18 protein-coding genes are annotated in these 19754 nt (G+C 66.0%); 11 read left to right on the top strand and 7 right to left on the bottom strand.

All coding sequences use genetic code 11. The features are described 5' to 3' along the window. The first annotated feature begins 38 nt into the window (after positions 1–38). From ACIBI6_RS30690 to ACIBI6_RS30675, 4 genes are all read left to right on the top strand, one after another. Entirely contained in the window at positions 39–503 is a 465-nt protein-coding gene (locus ACIBI6_RS30690; protein WP_364345251.1) for a nitroreductase/quinone reductase family protein, read from the top strand. 73 nt (positions 504–576) lie between these two features. Beyond that, a complete protein-coding gene (locus ACIBI6_RS30685) occupies positions 577–2136 on the top strand; it encodes an alkaline phosphatase D family protein (RefSeq protein WP_396958636.1) in 1560 nt (519 codons plus the stop codon). Positions 2137–2188: 52 nt separating this feature from the next. Continuing rightward, complete coding sequence (locus tag ACIBI6_RS30680) at positions 2189–3466, top strand: FAD-binding oxidoreductase (protein ID WP_364345255.1); 1278 nt, start codon at positions 2189–2191, stop codon at positions 3464–3466. Between the two features lie 147 nt (positions 3467–3613). After that, positions 3614–4450: an SDR family NAD(P)-dependent oxidoreductase gene (locus ACIBI6_RS30675; RefSeq protein WP_396958635.1), complete on the top strand. Its 837-nt coding sequence runs from the start codon at positions 3614–3616 to the stop codon at positions 4448–4450. 184 nt (positions 4451–4634) lie between these two features. On the opposite strand, the gene ACIBI6_RS30670 is transcribed toward ACIBI6_RS30675, so the two are convergent. Next, the gene (locus ACIBI6_RS30670; protein WP_040688533.1) at positions 4635–5051 is read right to left on the bottom strand and encodes a cytochrome c oxidase subunit 4; all 417 of its coding nucleotides are present in this window, start codon (positions 5049–5051) and stop codon (positions 4635–4637) included. A gap of 13 nt (positions 5052–5064) precedes the next feature. Continuing rightward, complete coding sequence (locus tag ACIBI6_RS30665; RefSeq protein ID WP_364345712.1) at positions 5065–6117, bottom strand: cytochrome c oxidase subunit II; 1053 nt, start codon at positions 6115–6117, stop codon at positions 5065–5067. A 644-nt stretch (positions 6118–6761) separates the two neighbouring features. Between ACIBI6_RS30665 and asnB the strand changes: the two genes are divergently transcribed. Further along, positions 6762–8705: an asparagine synthase (glutamine-hydrolyzing) gene (asnB, locus tag ACIBI6_RS30660; protein WP_396958650.1), complete on the top strand. Its 1944-nt coding sequence runs from the start codon at positions 6762–6764 to the stop codon at positions 8703–8705. Between the two features lie 525 nt (positions 8706–9230). Here the strand turns inward: asnB and ACIBI6_RS30655 are convergent. Then, on the bottom strand, positions 9231–10199 hold the full coding sequence (locus tag ACIBI6_RS30655) for a carbohydrate kinase family protein (RefSeq protein ID WP_364345260.1): 969 nt from the start codon (positions 10197–10199) through the stop codon (positions 9231–9233). Positions 10200–10552: 353 nt separating this feature from the next. Then, the gene (locus tag ACIBI6_RS30650; RefSeq protein ID WP_330253730.1) at positions 10553–10903 is read right to left on the bottom strand and encodes an iron-sulfur cluster assembly accessory protein; all 351 of its coding nucleotides are present in this window, start codon (positions 10901–10903) and stop codon (positions 10553–10555) included. Between the two features lie 173 nt (positions 10904–11076). Here ACIBI6_RS30650 and ACIBI6_RS30645 point away from each other — a divergent pair, with 173 nt between their 5' ends. Continuing rightward, the gene (locus ACIBI6_RS30645; protein ID WP_396958634.1) at positions 11077–11748 is read left to right on the top strand and encodes a DUF3043 domain-containing protein; all 672 of its coding nucleotides are present in this window, start codon (positions 11077–11079) and stop codon (positions 11746–11748) included. A gap of 198 nt (positions 11749–11946) precedes the next feature. Here the strand turns inward: ACIBI6_RS30645 and ACIBI6_RS30640 are convergent, their stop codons facing one another. Then, positions 11947–12081, bottom strand: coding sequence for a hypothetical protein (locus tag ACIBI6_RS30640; protein ID WP_364345264.1), 135 nt, complete (start codon positions 12079–12081; stop codon positions 11947–11949). A 107-nt stretch (positions 12082–12188) separates the two neighbouring features. On the opposite strand from ACIBI6_RS30640, the gene ACIBI6_RS30635 reads away from it, so the two are divergent. The 5 genes from ACIBI6_RS30635 to ACIBI6_RS30615 all read left to right on the top strand — a co-directional run bounded on the left by ACIBI6_RS30635 (position 12189) and on the right by ACIBI6_RS30615 (position 17379). After that, the gene (locus ACIBI6_RS30635; protein ID WP_364345266.1) at positions 12189–13172 is read left to right on the top strand and encodes a helix-turn-helix domain-containing protein; all 984 of its coding nucleotides are present in this window, start codon (positions 12189–12191) and stop codon (positions 13170–13172) included. 175 nt (positions 13173–13347) lie between these two features. Then, positions 13348–13902 (top strand): bifunctional adenosylcobinamide kinase/adenosylcobinamide-phosphate guanylyltransferase, encoded by a 555-nt coding sequence (gene cobU / locus ACIBI6_RS30630; RefSeq protein WP_396958633.1) that lies wholly within the window; start codon positions 13348–13350, stop codon positions 13900–13902. Between the two features lie 234 nt (positions 13903–14136). After that, positions 14137–15285: a nicotinate-nucleotide--dimethylbenzimidazole phosphoribosyltransferase gene (gene cobT, locus ACIBI6_RS30625; RefSeq protein WP_364345270.1), complete on the top strand. Its 1149-nt coding sequence runs from the start codon at positions 14137–14139 to the stop codon at positions 15283–15285. Between the two features lie 290 nt (positions 15286–15575). Then, entirely contained in the window at positions 15576–16325 is a 750-nt protein-coding gene (locus tag ACIBI6_RS30620) for an adenosylcobinamide-GDP ribazoletransferase (protein WP_396958632.1), read from the top strand. A 340-nt stretch (positions 16326–16665) separates the two neighbouring features. Further along, the gene (locus ACIBI6_RS30615) at positions 16666–17379 is read left to right on the top strand and encodes an MBL fold metallo-hydrolase (RefSeq protein ID WP_364345274.1); all 714 of its coding nucleotides are present in this window, start codon (positions 16666–16668) and stop codon (positions 17377–17379) included. 45 nt (positions 17380–17424) lie between these two features. On the opposite strand, the gene ACIBI6_RS30610 is transcribed toward ACIBI6_RS30615, so the two are convergent. Continuing rightward, positions 17425–18525, bottom strand: a complete 1101-nt coding sequence (locus ACIBI6_RS30610; RefSeq protein WP_396958631.1) for a branched-chain amino acid aminotransferase — start codon at positions 18523–18525, stop codon at positions 17425–17427. A gap of 103 nt (positions 18526–18628) precedes the next feature. After that, entirely contained in the window at positions 18629–19729 is a 1101-nt protein-coding gene (gene gcvT / locus ACIBI6_RS30605; RefSeq protein WP_396958630.1) for a glycine cleavage system aminomethyltransferase GcvT, read from the bottom strand. Between the last annotated feature and the right edge of the window lie 25 nt (positions 19730–19754).

Below are 19754 nucleotides of genomic sequence, written 5' to 3'. Positions count from 1 at the left end.
TGTTAGGCGGACAGTTCCGAGCGGTAGGGGAGCGAATCATGAGTTTTCAAAAGATTCCGGCGGGCACCCGAGGTTCCCGACCGCCCTCACCCAATCCGGTATTCCGTTTCTTCATCCGGGCGATGGAGCGATATCACCGCTTCCGCCACGACCGATTCATGGGGATGGACCTGCTGTATCTGACCACCGTCGGCGCGAAGAGCGGTGCGGAGCGTCAGGTGACGGTGAGCCGGTTTCCGGCCGATGACGGCGGCTGGCTGATCGTCGCCTCCATGGGCGGCGCGATCCAGCATCCGGGCTGGTATCACAATATCGCCGCACATCCGGATCAGGTCTGGGCCGAGGTGGGCGGTACGAAGTACCACGTCACGGCTGAACAGTTGGACGAGCAACGCCGTGAGCAGGCATGGAAGCAGATCACCGCCGTGCAACCGCGCTATCTCGGCTACCAGAAGAAGACCGACCGACTCATTCCGATCATCGAACTCCGACCACGCAGCTGATACCGGCCGCTTGTTGGCCGAGCCGATGATGGGAGTTCACATGGTGTTGGACTCCCTGCGCCAAGGTGAGCCAATGACTGGTTCGGACTTCGGCATCTCCCGGCGCACCCTGCTGCGCACCTGCGCCCTCGGTCCCGTCGCGGTCCCCGTGCTCGCCGCTTGCTCGAACGACGGACCCACGCTGGTCCGTCCTCGCCCGAATCTCACCCACGGCGTCGCGGTGGGCGATCCGCGCACCGATGGCGCGCTGATCTGGGCGCGCTCCGATCAGCCCGCGAAACTGATCGTGGAGACCGCCGCTACCGAATCGTTCACCGACGCCAAACGATTCACCGGCCCACTGCTCACCCCGGATTCCGATGGCACCGGGCGTGTGCGCGTCAACGGTCTGCCCGCGGGCCAGCTGGTGCACTACCGGGTCAGCCTGGAAGGCGAGGACGGCGCGACCTCCGAACCGATCACCGGGGTCTTCCGCACCGTGCCCGCTGCCGCGTCGGATATCAAACTGCAGTGGTCCGGCGATGTGGTCGGCCAGGGCTACGGCATCAACCCCGACCTCGGCGGTATGAAGATCTTCTCCGCCATGGCCGCGCGCGACCCGCACCTGTTCATCCACTCCGGTGATTCGATCTACGCCGATGGTCCGCTGCGGGAATCGGTGACGCTGCCCGACGGCCGGATCTGGCGCAATACCGTCTCCGAGGCGAAAAGCGCTGTCGCGCAGACGCTGGAGCAGTTCCGCGGCAACTATGCCTACAACCTGACCGACCAGAACTACCGCCGCTTCAATACCTCGGTCGCCCAGGTGGTCCAGTGGGACGATCACGAAACCGTCAACAACTGGTACCACGGCGGACTGGTCGCCGAGACCAAGGGTTACAGCGACCGCAGCATGGACATCCTCGCGACGCGCTCCTGGCAGGCCTTCCACGAGTGGATGCCGTTGGAGCCCAGGGAGGCCGTCGACGGCCGTCTCTACCGCAAGATCTCCTACGGTCCGCTCTTGGAGGTCTTCGTGCTCGATATGCGGACCTATAAGGACATCAACGACACCGACAACGGACCCACCGGTCGCATTTTCGGTCCGGAACAGACGAAGTGGCTCATCGCAGGTCTGCGCGATTCCAAGGCCACCTGGAAAATCGTCGCCAACGACCTACCGCTCGGACTTGTCGTCAAGGACGGTGAACAAAAAGTGACGGCCTATGAGGGCCCCGCCAATGGCGACAACGGCGCCCCATCCGGCCGGGAAACCGAAATCGCCCAAGTGCTCTCGGCGATCAAGGCGAACAAGGTGGGCGGCGTGGTCTGGCTGACCGCGGATGTGCACTACACCGCGGCCCACCACTACTCGCCCGAGCGCGCCTCCTTCACCGACTTCGACGAGTTCTGGGAGTTCGTGTCCGGACCGCTGAATGCCGGCGCGTTCGGCCCGAATCCGCTCGACGGCACCTTCGGGCCGGAGGCGGTATTCGTGCACGCGCCCGCCGTTCAGAACGCCTCACCGCTGGACAGCTTCCAACATTTCGGCGAGGTACTGATCGATGGCAAGTCAAGAGAACTGACGGTCAATCTGTGCGATGCGACCGGATACGTCCTGTTCAGCCAGCGGCTGGCGCCGCCAGTCCGGTAACAGTAGAGATCGAACGAGCATCGGAGACCGCGCTGTGGTTAGCTTTCGATCCATGAGCACGCCGCACACTGTCGCCGCCGAAGAATATCTACCTCGTGACACCGCGGATGTCGTTCGTACGGTGCGGAATTCACGCGGTCGCGCGGAAAACCTCACGGTGCGTGGCGGCGAACCGATCGACGATGGTCTGTCGTTACCCGATCCGCGCGCTGTGGTGTCGCTGCGGAAGATGAATGCGGTGCTCGATATCAACCTCGGCAGACGGACCGTCCGCGTGCAGGCGGGCGCCAAACTCTCCGATATCGATCGACGCCTCGGCGCGCACGGGCTCGGGCTGCCGATCGTCGGCGACCACCGCGATATCACCGCGGGCGGTTTCGCCTCGGTCGGCGGTGTCAGCACGGCATCGCACAAGTACGGCATGTTCATCGATCAGATCGTGGACCTGGAGTACGTCGATCCGGACGGACGCATCGGCACCTGCGGTCGCAACCACCACACCGAGCGCTTCCACCGGATCCTCGGCGCGGGCGGGCGCGCGGGCATCATCACCGCACTCACCCTCGATGCGGTCGACATCGATAAGGACCACACCTGGCTCACCACCGACGCCGACCGCTTCCTGGACTTCGACTCCTTCGTCGAACACGCCTACGCCGAAATCGCCCGGCCGGGCAATGTCGCACTGCAGGTCGGTCGTTGGGTCGATACCGCGCCGCTGAAGGTGTCGCGTCCGGTCGGCACCGGCCACGTGCAGTTGGGGACCGTGCGGTTCGGTCAGTGGTCGAGCCTCTACCCCACCACGCCCACCCGCTCGCTGCGTGCGCGACGTGAGGTCGGCACCAAGACCAGGAAGTCGTTGGGCGTCATCGCCTCTGCCGCGGGCGGGCGCGCGGGCGCACCGGTGCGCAATGCCGCGGCGGGCGCGCTCATGTTCGCCCCGAAGGTGCTGACACTGCGCGATGCGGAGTATCTGGCCGACACGGTCATCAGCTCCTCCGAACGCGGACCCGCCTACCGGGTCGCGATTTTCGCGCCGCTGTCGACCTACGCCTCGGTTTTCTACAGACTGCACGATTTATTTGCTGGACACCGGGAGCGGACCGGATGCTTCACCGTCATCTCCGCGATGACCTACGGCGTGCGCTCGAAGTACCTGCGTGAGGAGGCACAAGCGCACGGACTCGCGGTCGAGGACCACGGACTGATCACCTTCACCTGCCGTTTGCGGCCCTCCGCGCTGCCCTCAGAACTGTTGCGCGACATCGTTACCGGAATCGATGAGATCTGCGCATCCGAACACGCCCTGAGGTACGACTCCACGGATTAGACTGTGTCGCGCCGCATATAGTCGCCAGCAAATAGCCTCACCGTCCCTTCGGCGGTCGGCTATCTGTCGGCGGCGGCGGTCGCCTTCGGCACTGTCGGCGGGGTGTCGATGCGTTGGTTCAGCCCATCTACGGTGAAGGTTGCTCTGATGCTCGAATTCCGCACTGCCCCGACCCATCTGCCGGATCGTAAGCGTCAGCGGCCCGAATCCGTCGAGGGGCTACGGGTTCTCGTGACGGATGCGTGCTCCGAAATCGGTCGCGCCACCGCCACGCTGCTTGCCGCACAGGGGGCGCAGTTGCTGCTGGTCGCCCGGCGCGGGGATCAACTCGTCGCCACCTGCAATCAGATCGTCGATGCGGGCGGTGCGGCGAATTGGTTCCGCTGCGATATCTCCGCACTGGGTGATGTCGATCAGCTGGTCGAGTGGGTGCTCAGCGATTTCGGCCGGGTCGATGTGCTGATCAACAACGCGGGCCGACCGCTGCGCCGACCAGTCTCGCAATCACTGGATCGCTTCCGCGACTACCAGCGCATGATGGCGACCAACTACTTCGGCCCGCTGCGCCTGACGCTCGGCCTGCTGCCCGCCATGCTGGAATCCGGCTCCGGCCATGTGATCAATGTCGGCCCGTGGAGCCTGAAGACCGGCGCCACCCCGAATTTCGCCTCCTACGCCAGCTCCCAGGCCGCCTGGACCACCTTTGGTCAATGCGTGGACGCCGAACTCTCGCCGCGCGGCATCCAGGTGACCGACGTCCAATATCCGGCCGTGCAACCCGATACCGGCACCATCGCGCACTACGTCACCGAACCCGCACTGGAACCGTCCGACGCCGCCCGCCTGATCGAAACCGCCATCCGCACCCGCCCAGCCCGTCTCGAACCCCGCTTCGCGCGCACCCTGCGCGGACTGGCCGGCGTCGCACCCCGCTGCACCAACCGCATCCTCTCCCGCTTCGCCCGAGCGGACATGTCCGCGTGAACACTTTCGACGAGCATCCGGGATTCGTGCTGCGCGCACCGATCGACACACTGGTCCCGAAGCCCGATCGCGATCATTCATTACGACGCCGCGCGAGCCTCGGCCGTCGCACGTGGCAGACTGCGCCGAAACGCCGAAGCGCCTCACCGGATTCCGGTGAGGCGCTTCGGAAAGAGCTATTCGCTCAGTGCTTTTCGGGGCCGAGGTAGTACTCGAACACGAGACCGGCGGCCGCACCGAGGATGCAGACCACACCGATGCCGATCAGCCAGAACTGGAAGAACGCCAGGCCGAGAGCGGTGATGGAGCCCGCGCCGGCCAGGGTGATGGGCCAGAAGCTGCCGGGCGAGAAGAAACCCAGATCGCCCGCGCCGTCCACGATCTCGGCATCCTCGTAGTCCTCCGGACGCAGGTCGAGGCGACGTGCGACGAAACGGAAGTAGGTGCCGATGATCAGCGACAGACCGGCGGTCAGCACCGTCGCGGTGGTGCCCGCCCACTCGACACCGGTCCGCGACTGGCCGGTGAAGTAGCCGTACACGACTGCCACGATGATGAAGAACACCGTGAGCAGTTCGAAAATCCGCGCTTCGATCTTCATTTCAGATCAGTCCTCACTTGCTCTCTACCGCGGACGCGCTCTTGGTGTCGCGCTTGGTGTTGAACGGCTGGGTGGAGGTCGCGACCGGGGATTCACCGATGGACTCGAGCGCCTCGGCGTTGGTCTTACCCGCCTTGCGCGCATCGATGTACTTGGTGAACTTCTCCGGCGATACCGCGCGGACCTCGAAGTTCATCATCGAGTGGAAGGTGCCGCACATCTCGGCGCAGCGGCCGACGAACGCGCCTTCCTTCTCGATCTTGGTGATCTGGAAGACGTTATCCGAGTGATTTTCCTTCGGATTCGGCATCACGTCGCGCTTGAACAGGAACTCCGGCACCCAGAAGGCGTGCACCACATCGGCGGCGGCCAGCTGGAATTCGATGTTCTTGCCGGTCGGCAGCACCAGCACCGGGATCTCACTGCTGGAGCCGACGGTCTCGACCTTGTCGTAGTGCAGGTAGGACAGGATGTCGTTCTCCGGCTTGCCGTGCACCGGGCCCGGCTGCGGGTGACCGTCCTTGGTCCGCTCCTTGTACTCCTCGAGCTGCTCCTGGTTGGCGTCCTCGCGGGCCTTATCGATGCCGTCGAAGCGGTAGCCGTCCTTGAAGTCGACATTGCGATAGCCGAACTTCCAGTTCCACTGGAAGGCCGTCACGTCAACAGTCACGTCCGGGTCGGCGACCTTCTCGTGCACGTAGTTCTGCACGACCACGGTGAAGTAGAACAGCACCGCGATGATGACGAACGGGACGGCCGTATAGGTCAGCTCCAACGGCACGTTGTAACCGGTCTGGCGCGGGAACTCCGGGGAGTCCTTCTTCTTGCGGTGGAAGGTGACGGTCCAGAAGGTCAGCCCCCACACCAGCACACCCATCGCCAATGCCGCGAGGACCGACCAGGTCCACAGTTCCCGCATCCGGGTGGCCTGCGGCGTGATGCCCGAGGGCCAGCCGAATCGCAGCCAAACATTGTCGATCGAGCAGCCCGAGACGAGCATCGCGGTGATCCCCAAGGACACCGCCAAGCCGACCCGCCGAAGGAGACGGCCCTGCCGACCCTTCACGGGTCGTGCCCCGATCTCTTCGCTCGCCTTGTGCGCCACGCTCACGCCTTCCTGGTCGCCACACATTCCGACAGTGCACCGCTCGGGTTGCGATCGCCCGGCGGTACGTCCTAAGCACGTTTCAGGGCATTCCGGTCTGCGCACGCGCCACCTAAGAATGTCCTGAGTACTACGCAGCGTAGACCAAACCGGCGCCCCGTTTGACGTCGGGTCGCATTCGACACTCCGCCGCCTCCGGGGGTGGGTCCGGTCACCCGGACATCGTCCCAGGACAGGGCGCGCGCCGCGACCGGATCCGATGCATGCGACGCACTCGGACACGACATTTCGGGTGCCAGGCGAGCTGCGCGTTCCTGCGCTCGACGCCGCACCGTCCACGCGGGACACGGCAGGCTGATCCGGTGGGGTGCGACGCACTCGGATATGAAATTTCGTCGCGCCGTCGGACGCCAACGAGGCATCGGTAGATAGCGGCACCCAGCGGGCCACGGCCTTCATGGAACACGGTGGGCGCGACACACGAATCCACCCAGTGCGGCATACTCGGACACGAGATTTCGTCCTGTGCGCCCACCTATCGGGCGCAGCCACCCAATGAATCGGGCCAGCGCCCGTACCAAGTAGGAAACGAGGTTGCCGACGCCGTGTGTGGACTGCTCGGATTTCTGACATCTGATGCGGCAACCGACGACGTGGTCGGGAGGGTGTACGACGCCCTGCACTGCGTGCGCCATCGCGGCCCGGACGAGCGCGGGACCTGGCACGACGATCACGTGATCTACGGTTTCAACCGGCTGTCGATCATCGATATCGAGCATTCGCACCAGCCGCTGCGCTGGGGACCAGCGCAGAACCGGGAGCGCTACGCGCTGACCTTCAACGGTGAGATCTACAACTACATCGAGATCCGCGAGGAACTCGCGAAGGCGCATGCCGAGGAGTACCCGGACGGCAGGATCTTCGAGACCGAGGGCGATAGCGAGGCGATCGTCGCGGCCTTCCATTACTGGGGTCCGGAGGCGGTGCGCAAGCTGCGCGGCATGTTCGCGTTCGCGATCTGGGATACCGAAACCCAGGAGCTGTTCCTGGCGCGCGATCCGTTCGGGATCAAGCCGCTGTTCCTGGCGACGGGGCCGGGCGGGACCGCGTTCGGCAGTGAGAAGAAAAGTCTGCTGGAGTTGCTGCCCTCGCTCGGGCTGTCCGATGCGCTGGACCCGCGGGCGCTGGAGCACTACACGGTGCTGCAGTACGTGCCGGAGCCGGAGACGCTGCACAAGGACATCCGTCGGCTGGAATCCGGGCACTACGCGACCGTGCGTGCGGGTGCGGCGCCGCAGATCACGCGCTACTTCAACCCGCAGTTCAGGGTACGGCCCTTCGCCCCCGGTTCGGCGGCCGCCCGATATCGCGATATCGCCGAAGCCCTCGAGGACTCGGTCGCCAAGCATATGCGCGCGGATGTGACGGTCGGATCGTTCCTGTCCGGCGGCATCGACTCCACTGCCGTCGCCGCGCTGGCCATGCGGCACAACCCGAAGCTGATCACCTTCACCACCGGCTTCGAACGCGAGGGCTATTCCGAGGTCGATGTGGCCGCCGAGAGCGCGGAGGCGATCGGCGCGCGGCACATCGTCAAGGTGGTCTCCCCCGCCGAGTTCGCGGCCGCTATTCCCGAAATCGTCTGGTACCTCGACGATCCCGTGGCCGATCCGGCGCTGGTTCCGCTGTACTTCGTGGCCAAGGAGGCTCGCAAGCACGTCAAGGTGGTGCTCTCCGGTGAGGGCGCCGACGAGCTGTTCGGCGGCTACACGATCTACCGGGAACCGTTGTCGCTCAAGCCCTTCGAGTACTTGCCGGGCGGGGTGCGCAAGCTGGCGGGCAAGCTCTCGGAGCGGATTCCGGACGGCACACGCGGTAAAAGCCTGCTGCACCGCGGTTCACTGCCCTTGGAGCAGCGCTACTACGGCAATGCGCGCAGCTTCAGCGATGCGCAGCTGCGCGCGGTGCTGCGCGAATTCCGGCCGGAATGGACGCACCAGGACGTCACCGCGCCGATCTACGCGCAGTCACGCGGCTGGGATCCGGTGGCGCGCATGCAGCATCTGGATCTCTACACCTGGCTGCGCGGCGATATCCTGGTCAAAGCCGACAAGATGACCATGGCGAATTCGCTCGAGCTGCGCGTACCTTTCCTGGACTCCGAGGTGCTGCAGGTTGCCGAGCAGCTGCCCTACGAGCAGAAGATCACCAAGGAGACCACGAAATACGCACTGCGCCAGGCGCTCGAGGGCATCGTGCCGCCGCATGTGCTGCACCGGGCGAAGCTGGGTTTCCCTGTCCCGCTGCGGCATTGGTTGCGCGGCACCGAACTGTACGACTGGGCGCACCTGCAGATCGCCGAATCGCAGACCGATCACCTGCTGGACAAGGGCGCGATCAAGGGCATGCTGGAAGACCACCGCGCGGGCCGCGGCGACCACAGCCGCCGGTTGTGGACGCTGCTGGTCTTCATGGTCTGGCACGGGATCTTCGTCGAGAAGCGCATCACTCCCGATATCCAGGAGCCGGTCTACCCGGTCTCGCTCTAATCGCTGCCGCCGCGCACGTTTCGCCCGCCGCGCACCGATTCACGAGCAAACCCGTGCGCGACGCGACACAACACGCGCGGCACCGTCGATGCAATGCGACTGTGCCGCGCATCTTTTCGCGCGCCGCGCATGGATTGGCCCGGTGAATTCGTACGTGTCGCGCGAAAACGTCCGCGGCAGCGGAGTCCGCGTGGGGAGTAATGCGAACGACCGCACCGGGGACGGTGCGGCCGTGGAGGTTGGCGTCGCTCAGAGCATGGGTTGCTGTCGACGGGAGCGCAACACAACGCGCGCAGCACCGGTGTGAGGAGGTGTCGTCACCTCGGTGCGATGCGCACTGTAGCGCAGAGCTTTTCGCGCGACACGCATGGTTTTGCGCGACGCGCATGGTTTTGCGCGACGCGCATGATTTTGCCCGATGTATCGTGCGTGGCGCGCGAGAACGTGCGCGGCAGCGGTATCGGCGCGGGGAGTAGACGCGAACGGCCGCACCGGGGATGGTGCGGCCGTGGAGAGCGGTGCGGGTCAGAGCAAGGGCTTGATGTCGGCGGCGGCTTCGGGGCCGTAAGCCTTGGTGAGGCGCTCGAGCGCGTCGTCCTTGTTGAGGGTCCACTCCTGGGTGCCCATGGTCTCGAGCACGAGAACCGCGATGAGCGAACCCAATTGGGCGGAGCGCTCCAGCGAGAGTCCGGTGGTGTGGCCGGTGAGGAAGCCCGCGCGGAAGGCGTCGCCGACGCCGGTGGGCTCGACCTTGTTCACCTCGGGAACCACACCGACGATCACCTCGGTGCCATCACGGTCGACGATCTGCACACCGTCCTTACCGAGCGTGGTGACCCGGATGCCGACCTTGCGCGCGATCTCTTCCTCGCTCAGACCGGTCTTCTGCAGCAACAGCGCCCACTCGTACTTATTGGTGAAAAGGTATGCGGCGCCTTCGATCAGCTGCACTGACTGATCGCCGTCGAGGCGGGCCAGCTGCTGGGACGGGTCGGCGGCGAACGGAATGCCGAGTTCGCGGCATTCGGCGGTGTGGCGCAGCATGGCCTCGGGATCGTTGGCACCGATGAGCACCAGGTCGAGGGTGTGCTGCTCGGCGAGTTCGCCGATCGAGATATCGCGGGCCTCACTCATCGCGCCCGGATAGAACGAGGCGATCTGGGCCATATCGTCATCGGTGGTGCAGACGAAGCGTGCGGTATGGGCCTGGTCCGAGATCTTGACGGTGGAGCAGTCGACACCATGCTTCTCCAGCCAGGCGCCGTACTCGGCGAAATCGGCGCCGACCGCACCGACGAGCAGCGGCGTCCGGTTCAAAACGCCCATGGCGTAGGCGATATTGCCCGCGACACCGCCCTTGCGGATCTGCAGATCATCGACGAGAAAGCTCACCGAGACGTGGTCGAGCTGATCGGCCAGCAGCGCGTCGGCGAACCGTCCGGGGAAACGCATGAGATGGTCGGTCGCAATGGACGCGGACACGGCGATAGACACGAGGCTGAGCCCCTTCGGGTAGGCGGCAGACGACGAAAGGCGCGGGATTAACCCGCGCCTTCACCGTAGCTCACCCGACTCGCCGAGTCTCTTGCCGATCGGTGAGTGCCCGAGGCTTTCATGGCGGACCAGCGGCCGGTGCCCAGTTCAGTTCTGGACGTCTCCGACGACTTTCCCCCGCATCCCCAGACTATTGCCGACGGTTGGGTACGTTTCGTCGCGGGCCCACGGTCGAGTTCGCCGCCGAGTTCTGGGCGCGCCCGGCGAGTTACCCATATTCGTACGAAGTCAGCCGTTTCGCCGACGGCGGTGGCCACTATGGCCGATGCCGTTCGGGGAAACCGGCCGAGGCGTCAGTTGAAGGAGTCGCCGCAGGCGCAGGAACCCGTGGCGTTCGGGTTGTCGATCGTGAAGCCCTGCTTCTCGATGGTGTCGACGAAGTCGATCGAGGCGCCCTGCACGTACGGCGCGCTCATCCGATCGACGGCCAGCTTTACGCCGCCGAAGTCGACGGTCAGGTCACCGTCGAGCGAGCGGTCGTCGAAGAAGAGCTGGTAGCGCAGGCCCGCACAGCCGCCGGGCTGCACGGCGATACGCAGGGCGAGGTCGTCGCGACCCTCCTGGTCGAGCAGCGCCTTCGCCTTGCCGGCGGCGGCATCGGTCAGGGTCACACCGTGGGTGGTCGTCTCGTCTTGCACAGTCATGAACTCTCCTCAGGACAGCTGTGTTCAACCCGTGAACAGCGCACGGCTCGTGGCTGTCAACACCACTCAGCGGGCTGTTATTCCCCCATCTTGCCACCACCGGCTACTGCGGTGGACACAACCTCCCACCGACCTCATTTCCTGCGGGGTACCGCATCGAATAGCCTGGTCGCGTGAAATTGTTCCGTCGCGGCGAGTCCAGCACCACCGACGAGAGCGCCGACAAGACGGCGGGCTCGGATGGCGGCTCGGCCGCAGTCTCCACCACTAAAGCGGCCACCGTCACCGAGGGCAAGGGCCGACCGACGCCGAAACGTCGTGACGCCCAAGGCAAGCGGCGCGGTCCGGTGGCTCCGGCGCCACTCACCGCGAAGGAAGCGCGCGCCCGGCGCAAGGCGACCCGCGGCAGTCGCGAGGACCGTAAGACCGCCTCGGCCGAGCGTCGGCTGGCGGCCCAGGACCGGCGCGCCAGGATGCTGGCCGGTGAGGACAAGTACCTGCTGCCTCGCGATCAGGGCCCGGTTCGGGCCTTCGTGCGCGATATCGTCGATGCCCGGCGCAACCTGGTCGGATTGTTCATGCCGATGGCGTTGGTCTTGATCCTGTCCATGTTCGTCGCGCCCGCGCTGCAGACAATTGTGACGTTGGCCATGCTGGTGATGATGTTCTTCATGATCGCCGAGGGCTTCCTGCTCGGCCGAATCGTCAACGGACGGGTGCGTGAGCGCTTCCCGGAGAGCACCGATACCGGCTACAAGCTGGGTTGGTACGCCTTCGTCCGCGCCTCACAGATCCGCAAGATGCGGGCGCCGAAGCCGCGGGTCGGACCGGGCGACGCTGTTTGATTTGCAGCGCCAGCGGCGCCGCGTGTTCGCGGCCCTCTGGTGTCTTCCGTCCGCCCCTTTGGAGCGGCCTGCAAGCTAGCGGCGCCGTCGAGAGTCGCGACTTGGTCGCAACGCTTCGACGACTCGGACCGCGAGACGAGCCGCGCGTAAAACTCGCTCCCTAGTGGTCGGGAGAGCGGCCCTGTCCATCGTGCGGCCTCAGTGGTGATGTGAGTGGGCGATGATGGCGGACAGATCGGACTGCAGGCGCTGGGCGTCGCGATCGATGACATTCGCTGATCCGGCGTGACCGCCTCGTGTGACGAGGACCGCGAAGCCCACTACGACCGCCATGCTTACGAGAAAAGTTATCATGGCAGTAATTTTGCGCTCGGTGATTTACCGCCGAAAGTGGCTGTTCTGACATTGTTCGTAAAGATTCAGCCAGGTACGCTCGATGCATGCTGTCCAAGGTCGCGGTGGTGCTCTCCGAGCGCCTGGCAATGTTCGAATTCGGTGTGGTCTGCGAGGTTTTCGGACTCGACCGAACCGCGGACGGACTGCCCGGATTCGATTTCAAGGTGTGCGGGGCCGAGCCGGGGAAGCCGCTGCCGTCCACGACTCCCGGTATCACCGTCACACCGGAGTTCGGGCTCGAGGAGCTGGCGAAGGCCGATCTGGTGGCGATTCCGGCTTTTCCCGCATCGGCCTTCGAGAAGGGACTCGATCCGCGGGTCCTCGACGCGATCAGGGACGCGTCGGATAGTGGAGCGATCGTGCTCACCGTATGTTCCGGTGCGTTCCTGGCCGGGGCAGCCGGGCTGCTCGACGGTCGCAAGTGCACCACGCATTGGCGCTATGTCGACCAATTGGCAGCACAGTTCCCTGAGGCCACGGTCGATCCCGACGTGCTATTCGTCGACGAGGGCAATCTGATCACCTCGGCGGGCACGGCCGCGGGCATCGACGCCTGCCTGCACCTGGTGCGCCGGGAGATCGGCAGTTCCGTCGCGAATGCGATCGCGCGGCGCATGGTGGTGCCGCCGCAGCGCGATGGCGGGCAGCGCCAATTCATCGAGCGTCCGGTGCCCGAATGCACCTCCGACAGTCTCACCTCCACGCTGCAGTGGATGAACGAAAACCTCGACCTGCCGCACACCATCGACGATCTGGCCGCCCGCTCGATGATGTCCACCCGCACCTTCGCCCGCCGCTTCGCCGCAGAGACCGGAACCACACCGGTGAAATGGCTGACCAATCAGCGTGTGCTTTACGCCAAGCATCTGCTGGAGGACACCGACGAGGGGCTGGAACAGATCGCCGCACAAGCGGGTTTCGGATCCGGTGCGCTGTTGCGGCATCACTTCCAGAAGGTCGTCGGTATCGCGCCGACCGAGTACCGCCGTCGGTTCGGAGGCACGGAGGCGACTGAGCAGCGCGCCTGAGGGAGCGATCTATCAAACAGCGCTTATGCGGTCGTGCCGGAACCGGGCGCCAGCGAGGTGCAGGCATGAGCGAGCGAAGCGAGTGATCTATCAACACAGCCGCTTATGCGGTCATGCCGGAACCGAGCGCCAGCGAGGTGCAGGCATGATCGCGGCGGATTGATACGGTGCTGCCGTGTCGGATCGCTTATCTATCAGCAGCCGCGCGCACCGCATCCTCGTGCTCGGCGGCGCGCGATCCGGTAAGTCGGCATTCGCGGAGGTGTTGGCGGCCGAGGGCGGCCCGGTGCGCTATATCGCCACCGCGATTCCCGATCCCGCCGACCTCGACTTCGCCGAGCGCATCGCGCGCCACCGCGATCGCCGGCCCGCGGACTGGACAGTCCTCGAAAGCGCCGATCCGGCAACGGTTCTCACCGCCGCTCCCCCAGCCGGAACCACACTGATCGACGATATCGGCACCTGGCTCACCGCCCGAATCGACGCGCGCGAGGCCTGGGATGCCCCGCGCGGCACCATCGCACCAGACACGGACGGCTTGGTCGCCGCCGTCACTGCCTACCCCGGTCGCTTGGTGATCGTGACCCCCGAGGTAGGTATGGGCGTCATCCCCGCCACCCGCTCCGGCCGCCTCTTCCGCGACGAGATCGGCACCCTCAACCAACGCCTCGCGCAAACATGCGACGAGGCCTTCTTAATCGTCGCCGGGCTCCCTCTCCGCCTGAAATAGGACCGCACAGCTGCGGCGATCACGTCGCGTCACTCGCGAGAGCCGCGACGTATCGGGTGTCGTGCCAACCGAACAGGATGCGCCGCGCGGACGGCCGGGTGGGCCGCGAGCGCGCGGGAGGAGGCATCGGGTGCGGGGTGGGTGGTGCGGATGGGTGGGGGTGGCGGCAAGATTGGGCCGGATATGGACTGCGCGGTGTAGGAATGAACTGCCCCGACCCGGAAAGGCTCGATAGTGACAGACGGATTCGGACCGGTTGTGCCACCCGATGCGGGGGCTCGGGCGACAGCGGAGCAGCGGCAGGCGCAGCTGACCAAACCCGGAGGGGCGCTCGGGCGGCTCGAGACGCTTGGGAATTGGGTGTCGGCATGTCAGGGCGTGTGCCCACCGAAGCAGTTCGAGCGGGCGCGGGTGGTGGTGTTCGCCGGAGATCACGGCATTGCGCGCCACGGTGTTTCGGCATATCCGAGTGAGGTGACCGCGCAGATGGTCGCCAATTTCCTCGGCGGCGGCGCGGCGGTGAATACGCTGGCCGGAGTAGCGGGTGCGACCGTGCGGGTCGTCGATATTTCCGTCGATGCCGATACCGATCCGCAGGTCGCCAAGCACAAAGTGCGGCGCTCGAGCGGGGCGATCGATCGCGAAGACGCGCTCAGCGAGGACGAGATCCATGCCGCGCTCGCCGCGGGCAAGGCGATCGCCGACGAAGAGATTGATGCGGGCGCCGACCTGCTCATCGCGGGCGATATGGGCATCGGCAATACGACACCGGCCACCGTCCTCATCGCGACCCTTACCGATACCGAACCCATCGCCGCTGTCGGCCGGGGTACCGGCGTGGACGATGCGGGCTGGATCCGCAAGGTCGCCGCGATCCGCGATGCCATGCGCCGCGCCCGCCCGGTCGCCAAGGACCCGGTCGAATTACTGCGCGTAGCCGCAGGCGCCGACTTCGCCGCCCTGGCGGGCTTCCTCGCCCAGGCCGCAACCCGACGGACTCCGGTCATCCTCGACGGCGTGGTCGTCACGGCGGCCGCCCTGGTCGCCGAGGATCTGGCCGCGGGTGCCAGCGCCTGGTGGCTCGCGGGCCACCGCTCCACCGAACCCGCGCACACCCTCGCCCTGCGCCACCTCCGCCTCGAGCCCCTCCTCGACCTGGACATGCGCCTCGGCGAAGGATCCGGCGCCCTGACCGCCCTCCCCGTCCTCCGCGCCGCCGTGGCCACCCTCGCCGAAATGGCCACCTTCGTGGAAGCCGGTGTGAGCACAGCCGATTCGGTCGCCGAAGCCGAAGCCGAAGCCGAAGCCGAAGCCGAAGCCGAAGCCGAAGCCGAGACCAGCATCGCCGCCGAAGCGACCGCGCAACCGGACTTGCGGAAATAGACGGTGACCGCACGCGCCTTCCGCAACGAGCGAGCGTTGCGCTTCGGGCAAGCGGACCGCGCTCTCGGTCCGAAGCTCCGCGACAACCGCCATCGGCAGCCGACGGTTCCGACTCGCAGGGCGACCCCAACCACCGGCGGCAACACACGCCTCCGGCGACAGGCGGGCCGGGCACTCCGAGCCGACGGAACGCTCAGCATGAACGATGCACGGCGTAGGGCGTGCGCGACGGCGGTTTCGCTGCGTGGATCGGACGATGGCGATGGTCGAGCGATTACAGGTCGGCAAATATGAACGCTGTGCGGCTTGCGGTGTCGTGGCTGACGGTGCTGCCGGTGCGGGGGCCGGAGAGTGTCGATCGGAGCGCGGCGGGGCGGGCGATTGCGTTGGCGCCGTTGGTGGGGGTGGGACTCGGGGCCGCCGGGGTCGGGGTGCTGTGGGTGTTGGTGTGGGGTGGGGTGAGTGCTGCGGTCGCGGGGCTGGTGGTGGTTGCCGGGTTGGCGCTCATCACTCGGGGGATGCACCTGGATGGGTTGGCCGACACGCTGGACGGGTTGGGGTCCTATGGGTCGCCCGAGCGGGCCAGGGAGATATTGAAGCGTGGTGACACGGGGCCGTTCGGGGTGGCGGCAATTGTGTTCGTCGTTGGGATCCAAGCGTTTTCGTTCGCCGCACTGGCCCAGGCCGAGCGTTGGTTCGCGGTGCTGCTCGCGGTGGCAGTCGGCCGAGTGGTCGTGGTCCTCGCATGTCGGCGTGGCATCGCTGCCGCGCCCGGCACCGGCTTCGGCGCATTAGTCGCCGGGACCCAGCACCTGATCACCGTCGCGCTCTGGTCCGCCCTCGCCGTTGCCGCGGGCATACTCGCCGTCCCGAACCACCGCTGGCTCGGCCCCGCCGTTGTCCTTGTCGCCCTGGGCATTTCAGCTCTATGGGCCCGACACTGCACTCACCGCTTCGGCGGACTCTCCGGTGACATCCTCGGCGCAACACTCGAGATATCCGTCGCCATCACCGCCGCCGGACTAACCCTGGGCACCTGACTCACAACAGCGTCGCCAGCAACGCGTTGCCATGCCGCCCTTGATATTTCAGGTTTCATGACCCACATCGGCCCCCACGCCGGGATAGCGGATCGGGCCTGAGCGTGCGTTCTCGCGTGGACCACGCGGAAAATGCAGGCTCAGACCCACTTCGCCCGTCAACTGGACAGGGCAGCGGCGGTATTCACTCGCATCGGGCCGGCGCCTGCCAACACGGCGGCTTCGTCAGTCCGGTGACCACGTACACGCGCACGCCCGCACTCGCACCGGACACATTGCCCGCGATGAGATAGCTGGCACGGTGCGCGAATTGTCTGGGTCAGGCAATACAGTGGACGGTATGCCTTCCGAGCGTCTGTATTTTCGTCAACTGCTGTCCGGTCGAGATTTTGCCGTGGGTGATCCGATCGCGACACAGATGCGAAATTTCGCGTATCTGATCGGCGATCGGGAGACCAGCGAGTGCGTGGTGGTGGATCCGGCGTATGCGGCGGCGGATCTGGTAGATATCGCCGAGGCCGACGGACTGCGGCTGACCGGGGTGCTCGCCACCCATCACCACCCGGACCATGTCGGCGGCACCATGCTGGGATTCACCCTGCGCGGAGTGCGGGAGCTGCTGGAGAAGACGAGCGTTCCGGTGCACGTCAATGCCGAGGAACTGTCCTGGGTCGCCAATGTCACCGGCATCGCGCCGAGCGAACTCACCGGACACCAGCACTGTGACAAGGTCAGTGTCGGCGCCTTCGATATCGAACTGCTGCACACCCCCGGCCACACGCCCGGCAGCCAGTGCTTCCTGTTCGACAATCGCCTCATCGCGGGCGACACCCTGTTCATCGACGGCTGCGGCCGCACCGACTTCCCGGGCGGCGACTCCGAGGCAATGTTCCGCAGCCTGCGTTACCTAGCGGACCTATCCGGCGACCCGGTCGTCTACCCCGGTCACTGGTACTCCCAGGACCCCTCCGCCGCGCTCTCCACGGTCAAGGACGCCAACTACGTCATGCGCCCGCAAACCCTGGAGGAATGGCGCACATTCATGCCCAGCTGACCCGCGACCGGCACACGGCTGCGGTATTTCGTGAGAGTGCCGCAGTCACATACCGCGCATCCACCCGTGGATATCGGCGAAGGTGCCGCGCTGGATCCCGGTGAGAGTATCGCGCAGCGCCATGGTGACCTCGCCCGGTTCGCCACCGCCGACGGCGAACTCACCATCGGCGGAGCGAACCCAGCCGACAGGTGTGATCACGGCGGCAGTACCGCAGGCGAACACCTCGGTGATCTCGCCGGATTCGGCGCCCTTGCGCCACTCCTCCACCGAAACCTTGCGCTCCTCAACCACATAGCCCGAGTCGGCGGCGAGGGTGAGCAGCGAATCGCGGGTGATGCCGGGCAATAGCGAGCCGGACAGTTCCGGGGTGACCAGCCGCGCCTCGGAACCGGACCCGAAGACGAAGAACAGATTGTTGGTACCCATCTCTTCGACATAGCGACGCTCACAGGCATCGAGCCAGACGACCTGATCGCAGCCCTTCTCCGAGGCCTGCGCCTGGGCTAGCAGCGAGGCCGCGTAGTTACCGGCGACCTTCGCCTCACCGGTGCCGCCCGGTGCGGCTCGCACGTATTCGGTCGACAGCCAGATCCGCACCGGCTTCACACCGCGCGGGAAGTACGCGCCCGCAGGCGATCCCAGCAGCAGGTATTTGTAGGCGGCGGCGGGCTTCACACCCAGCCCGGCCTCGGTGGCGAACATGAACGGCCGCAGGTACAGCGACTCCTCACCACCGGCCGCTGGCACCCAGCCGCTATCGACCTCGAGCAGTTGCCGCACGGATTCGATGAATAGTTCCTCGGGCAGTTCCGCCATCGCCATCCGGCGCGCGGACTTGCGGAAGCGCGCCGCATTCGCGTCGATGCGGAAGCAGGAGACGCTGCCGTCGTTCTGCCGGTAGGCCTTCAGACCCTCGAAGATGGCCTGGCCGTAGTGGAACACCATCGTCGCCGGGTCCATCGCCAACGGAGCGTACGGCTCGACCCGGGCATTGCCCCAACCTTCACCCTCGATGTAGTCGATGGAGACCATGTGGTCGGTGAAGAAGCGTCCGAATCCCGGTGCCGCCAGAATCTCCTGTACCCGCTGCGCCGGGGTGGGCGCGGGATGCGGAACATGGGTGAACTGTGCAGCAACGGTCATGAGGCAGATCCTATCGGTCGCGGTTTCGCCGCGGTGCGAGTGTCGGCGCGCGCGAATGTACCCGCGTCACCCGCCGACCTCCGCAGTACAAGACAGACGCCGACTATTTGGTCTTCGTGTCGACGAACGGCGGGCGTACGACCTCGCAGCGCAACCGTCGCCCACGAACATCGACATCGACCTCCGTGCCGGGTTCGATAGCCGCTTCGGTATCGAGCATGGCGAGGGCGATACCGATCTGCAGCGTCGGCGAGAAGGTGCCGGAAGTGGTTTCGCCGACGGGCTCGCCGGCACGCAGCACGGCCTGTCCCTGACGCAGCACACCGCGATCAAGCGCCTTCAGCCCCAATAGGATTCGACGCGGACCGGCCGACTTCTCCTGCTGCAGTGCGTCTTTGCCCCAGAACTCGGACTTCTTCCAGCCGATCGCCCATCCGCAGCGCGCCTGCACGGGCGAAATCTCCAGCGACAGTTCATGTCCGTGTAGCGGATAACCCATCTCGGTGCGCAACGTGTCGCGGGCACCGAGCCCGGCGGGCTGCCCATCGTGGGCGCGGACCTGCTCGACGAGTGCGCGGAACAGCGGCTCGGCATCGGCCCACCGCGGCAGCAGCTCGTAGCCGTGTTCACCGGTGTATCCGGTGCGACAGACCCGAATCCGGCGGCCATCCCAATCGGCGTCGGCGTAGGCCATGTACTCCATATCGGTCGGCAGCCCGAGCGCGGTGAGCACCTCGGTCGAGCGCGGTCCCTGTACCGCGAACACCCCGTACTCGCGGTGCTCATCGGTCACCGTGATGCCCTCCGGCGCGACCTTCTGCAGTTCGGCGACGACCGCCGCGGTGTTGGCGGCGTTGGGCACCAGGAAGATCTCGTCATCGCCGACGTAATAGGCGATCAGATCGTCGATCACACCACCGTCGGGCGCACAGCACAGCGTGTACTGCGCCTTGCCCGGTCGGATCCGACCGAGATCGTTGGTGAGGGCCGAGTTCACGAACTCGGCCGCACCGGCGCCGTGCACCGTTGCCTTGCCGAGATGGCTCACATCGAACAGGCCGACCGTCGTGCGCACCGCCTGATGCTCGCCGATCGTCCCCGCATACGACACCGGCATCTGCCACCCGCCGAACGGCGCGAACTTCGCCCCGAGTTCGACGTGGACGTCATGGATCGGCCCTTGCAGCGGATTGGTATCGGTCACCCGGCGAGCTTATCCCGGCGTTGTC

The sequence above is a fragment of the Nocardia sp. NPDC050412 genome, assembly GCF_044458825.1.
Taxonomy (GTDB): domain Bacteria; phylum Actinomycetota; class Actinomycetes; order Mycobacteriales; family Mycobacteriaceae; genus Nocardia.
The sequence above is the reverse complement of the archived record's forward strand: the minus strand, read 5'-3'. Positions and strand labels throughout refer to the sequence as shown.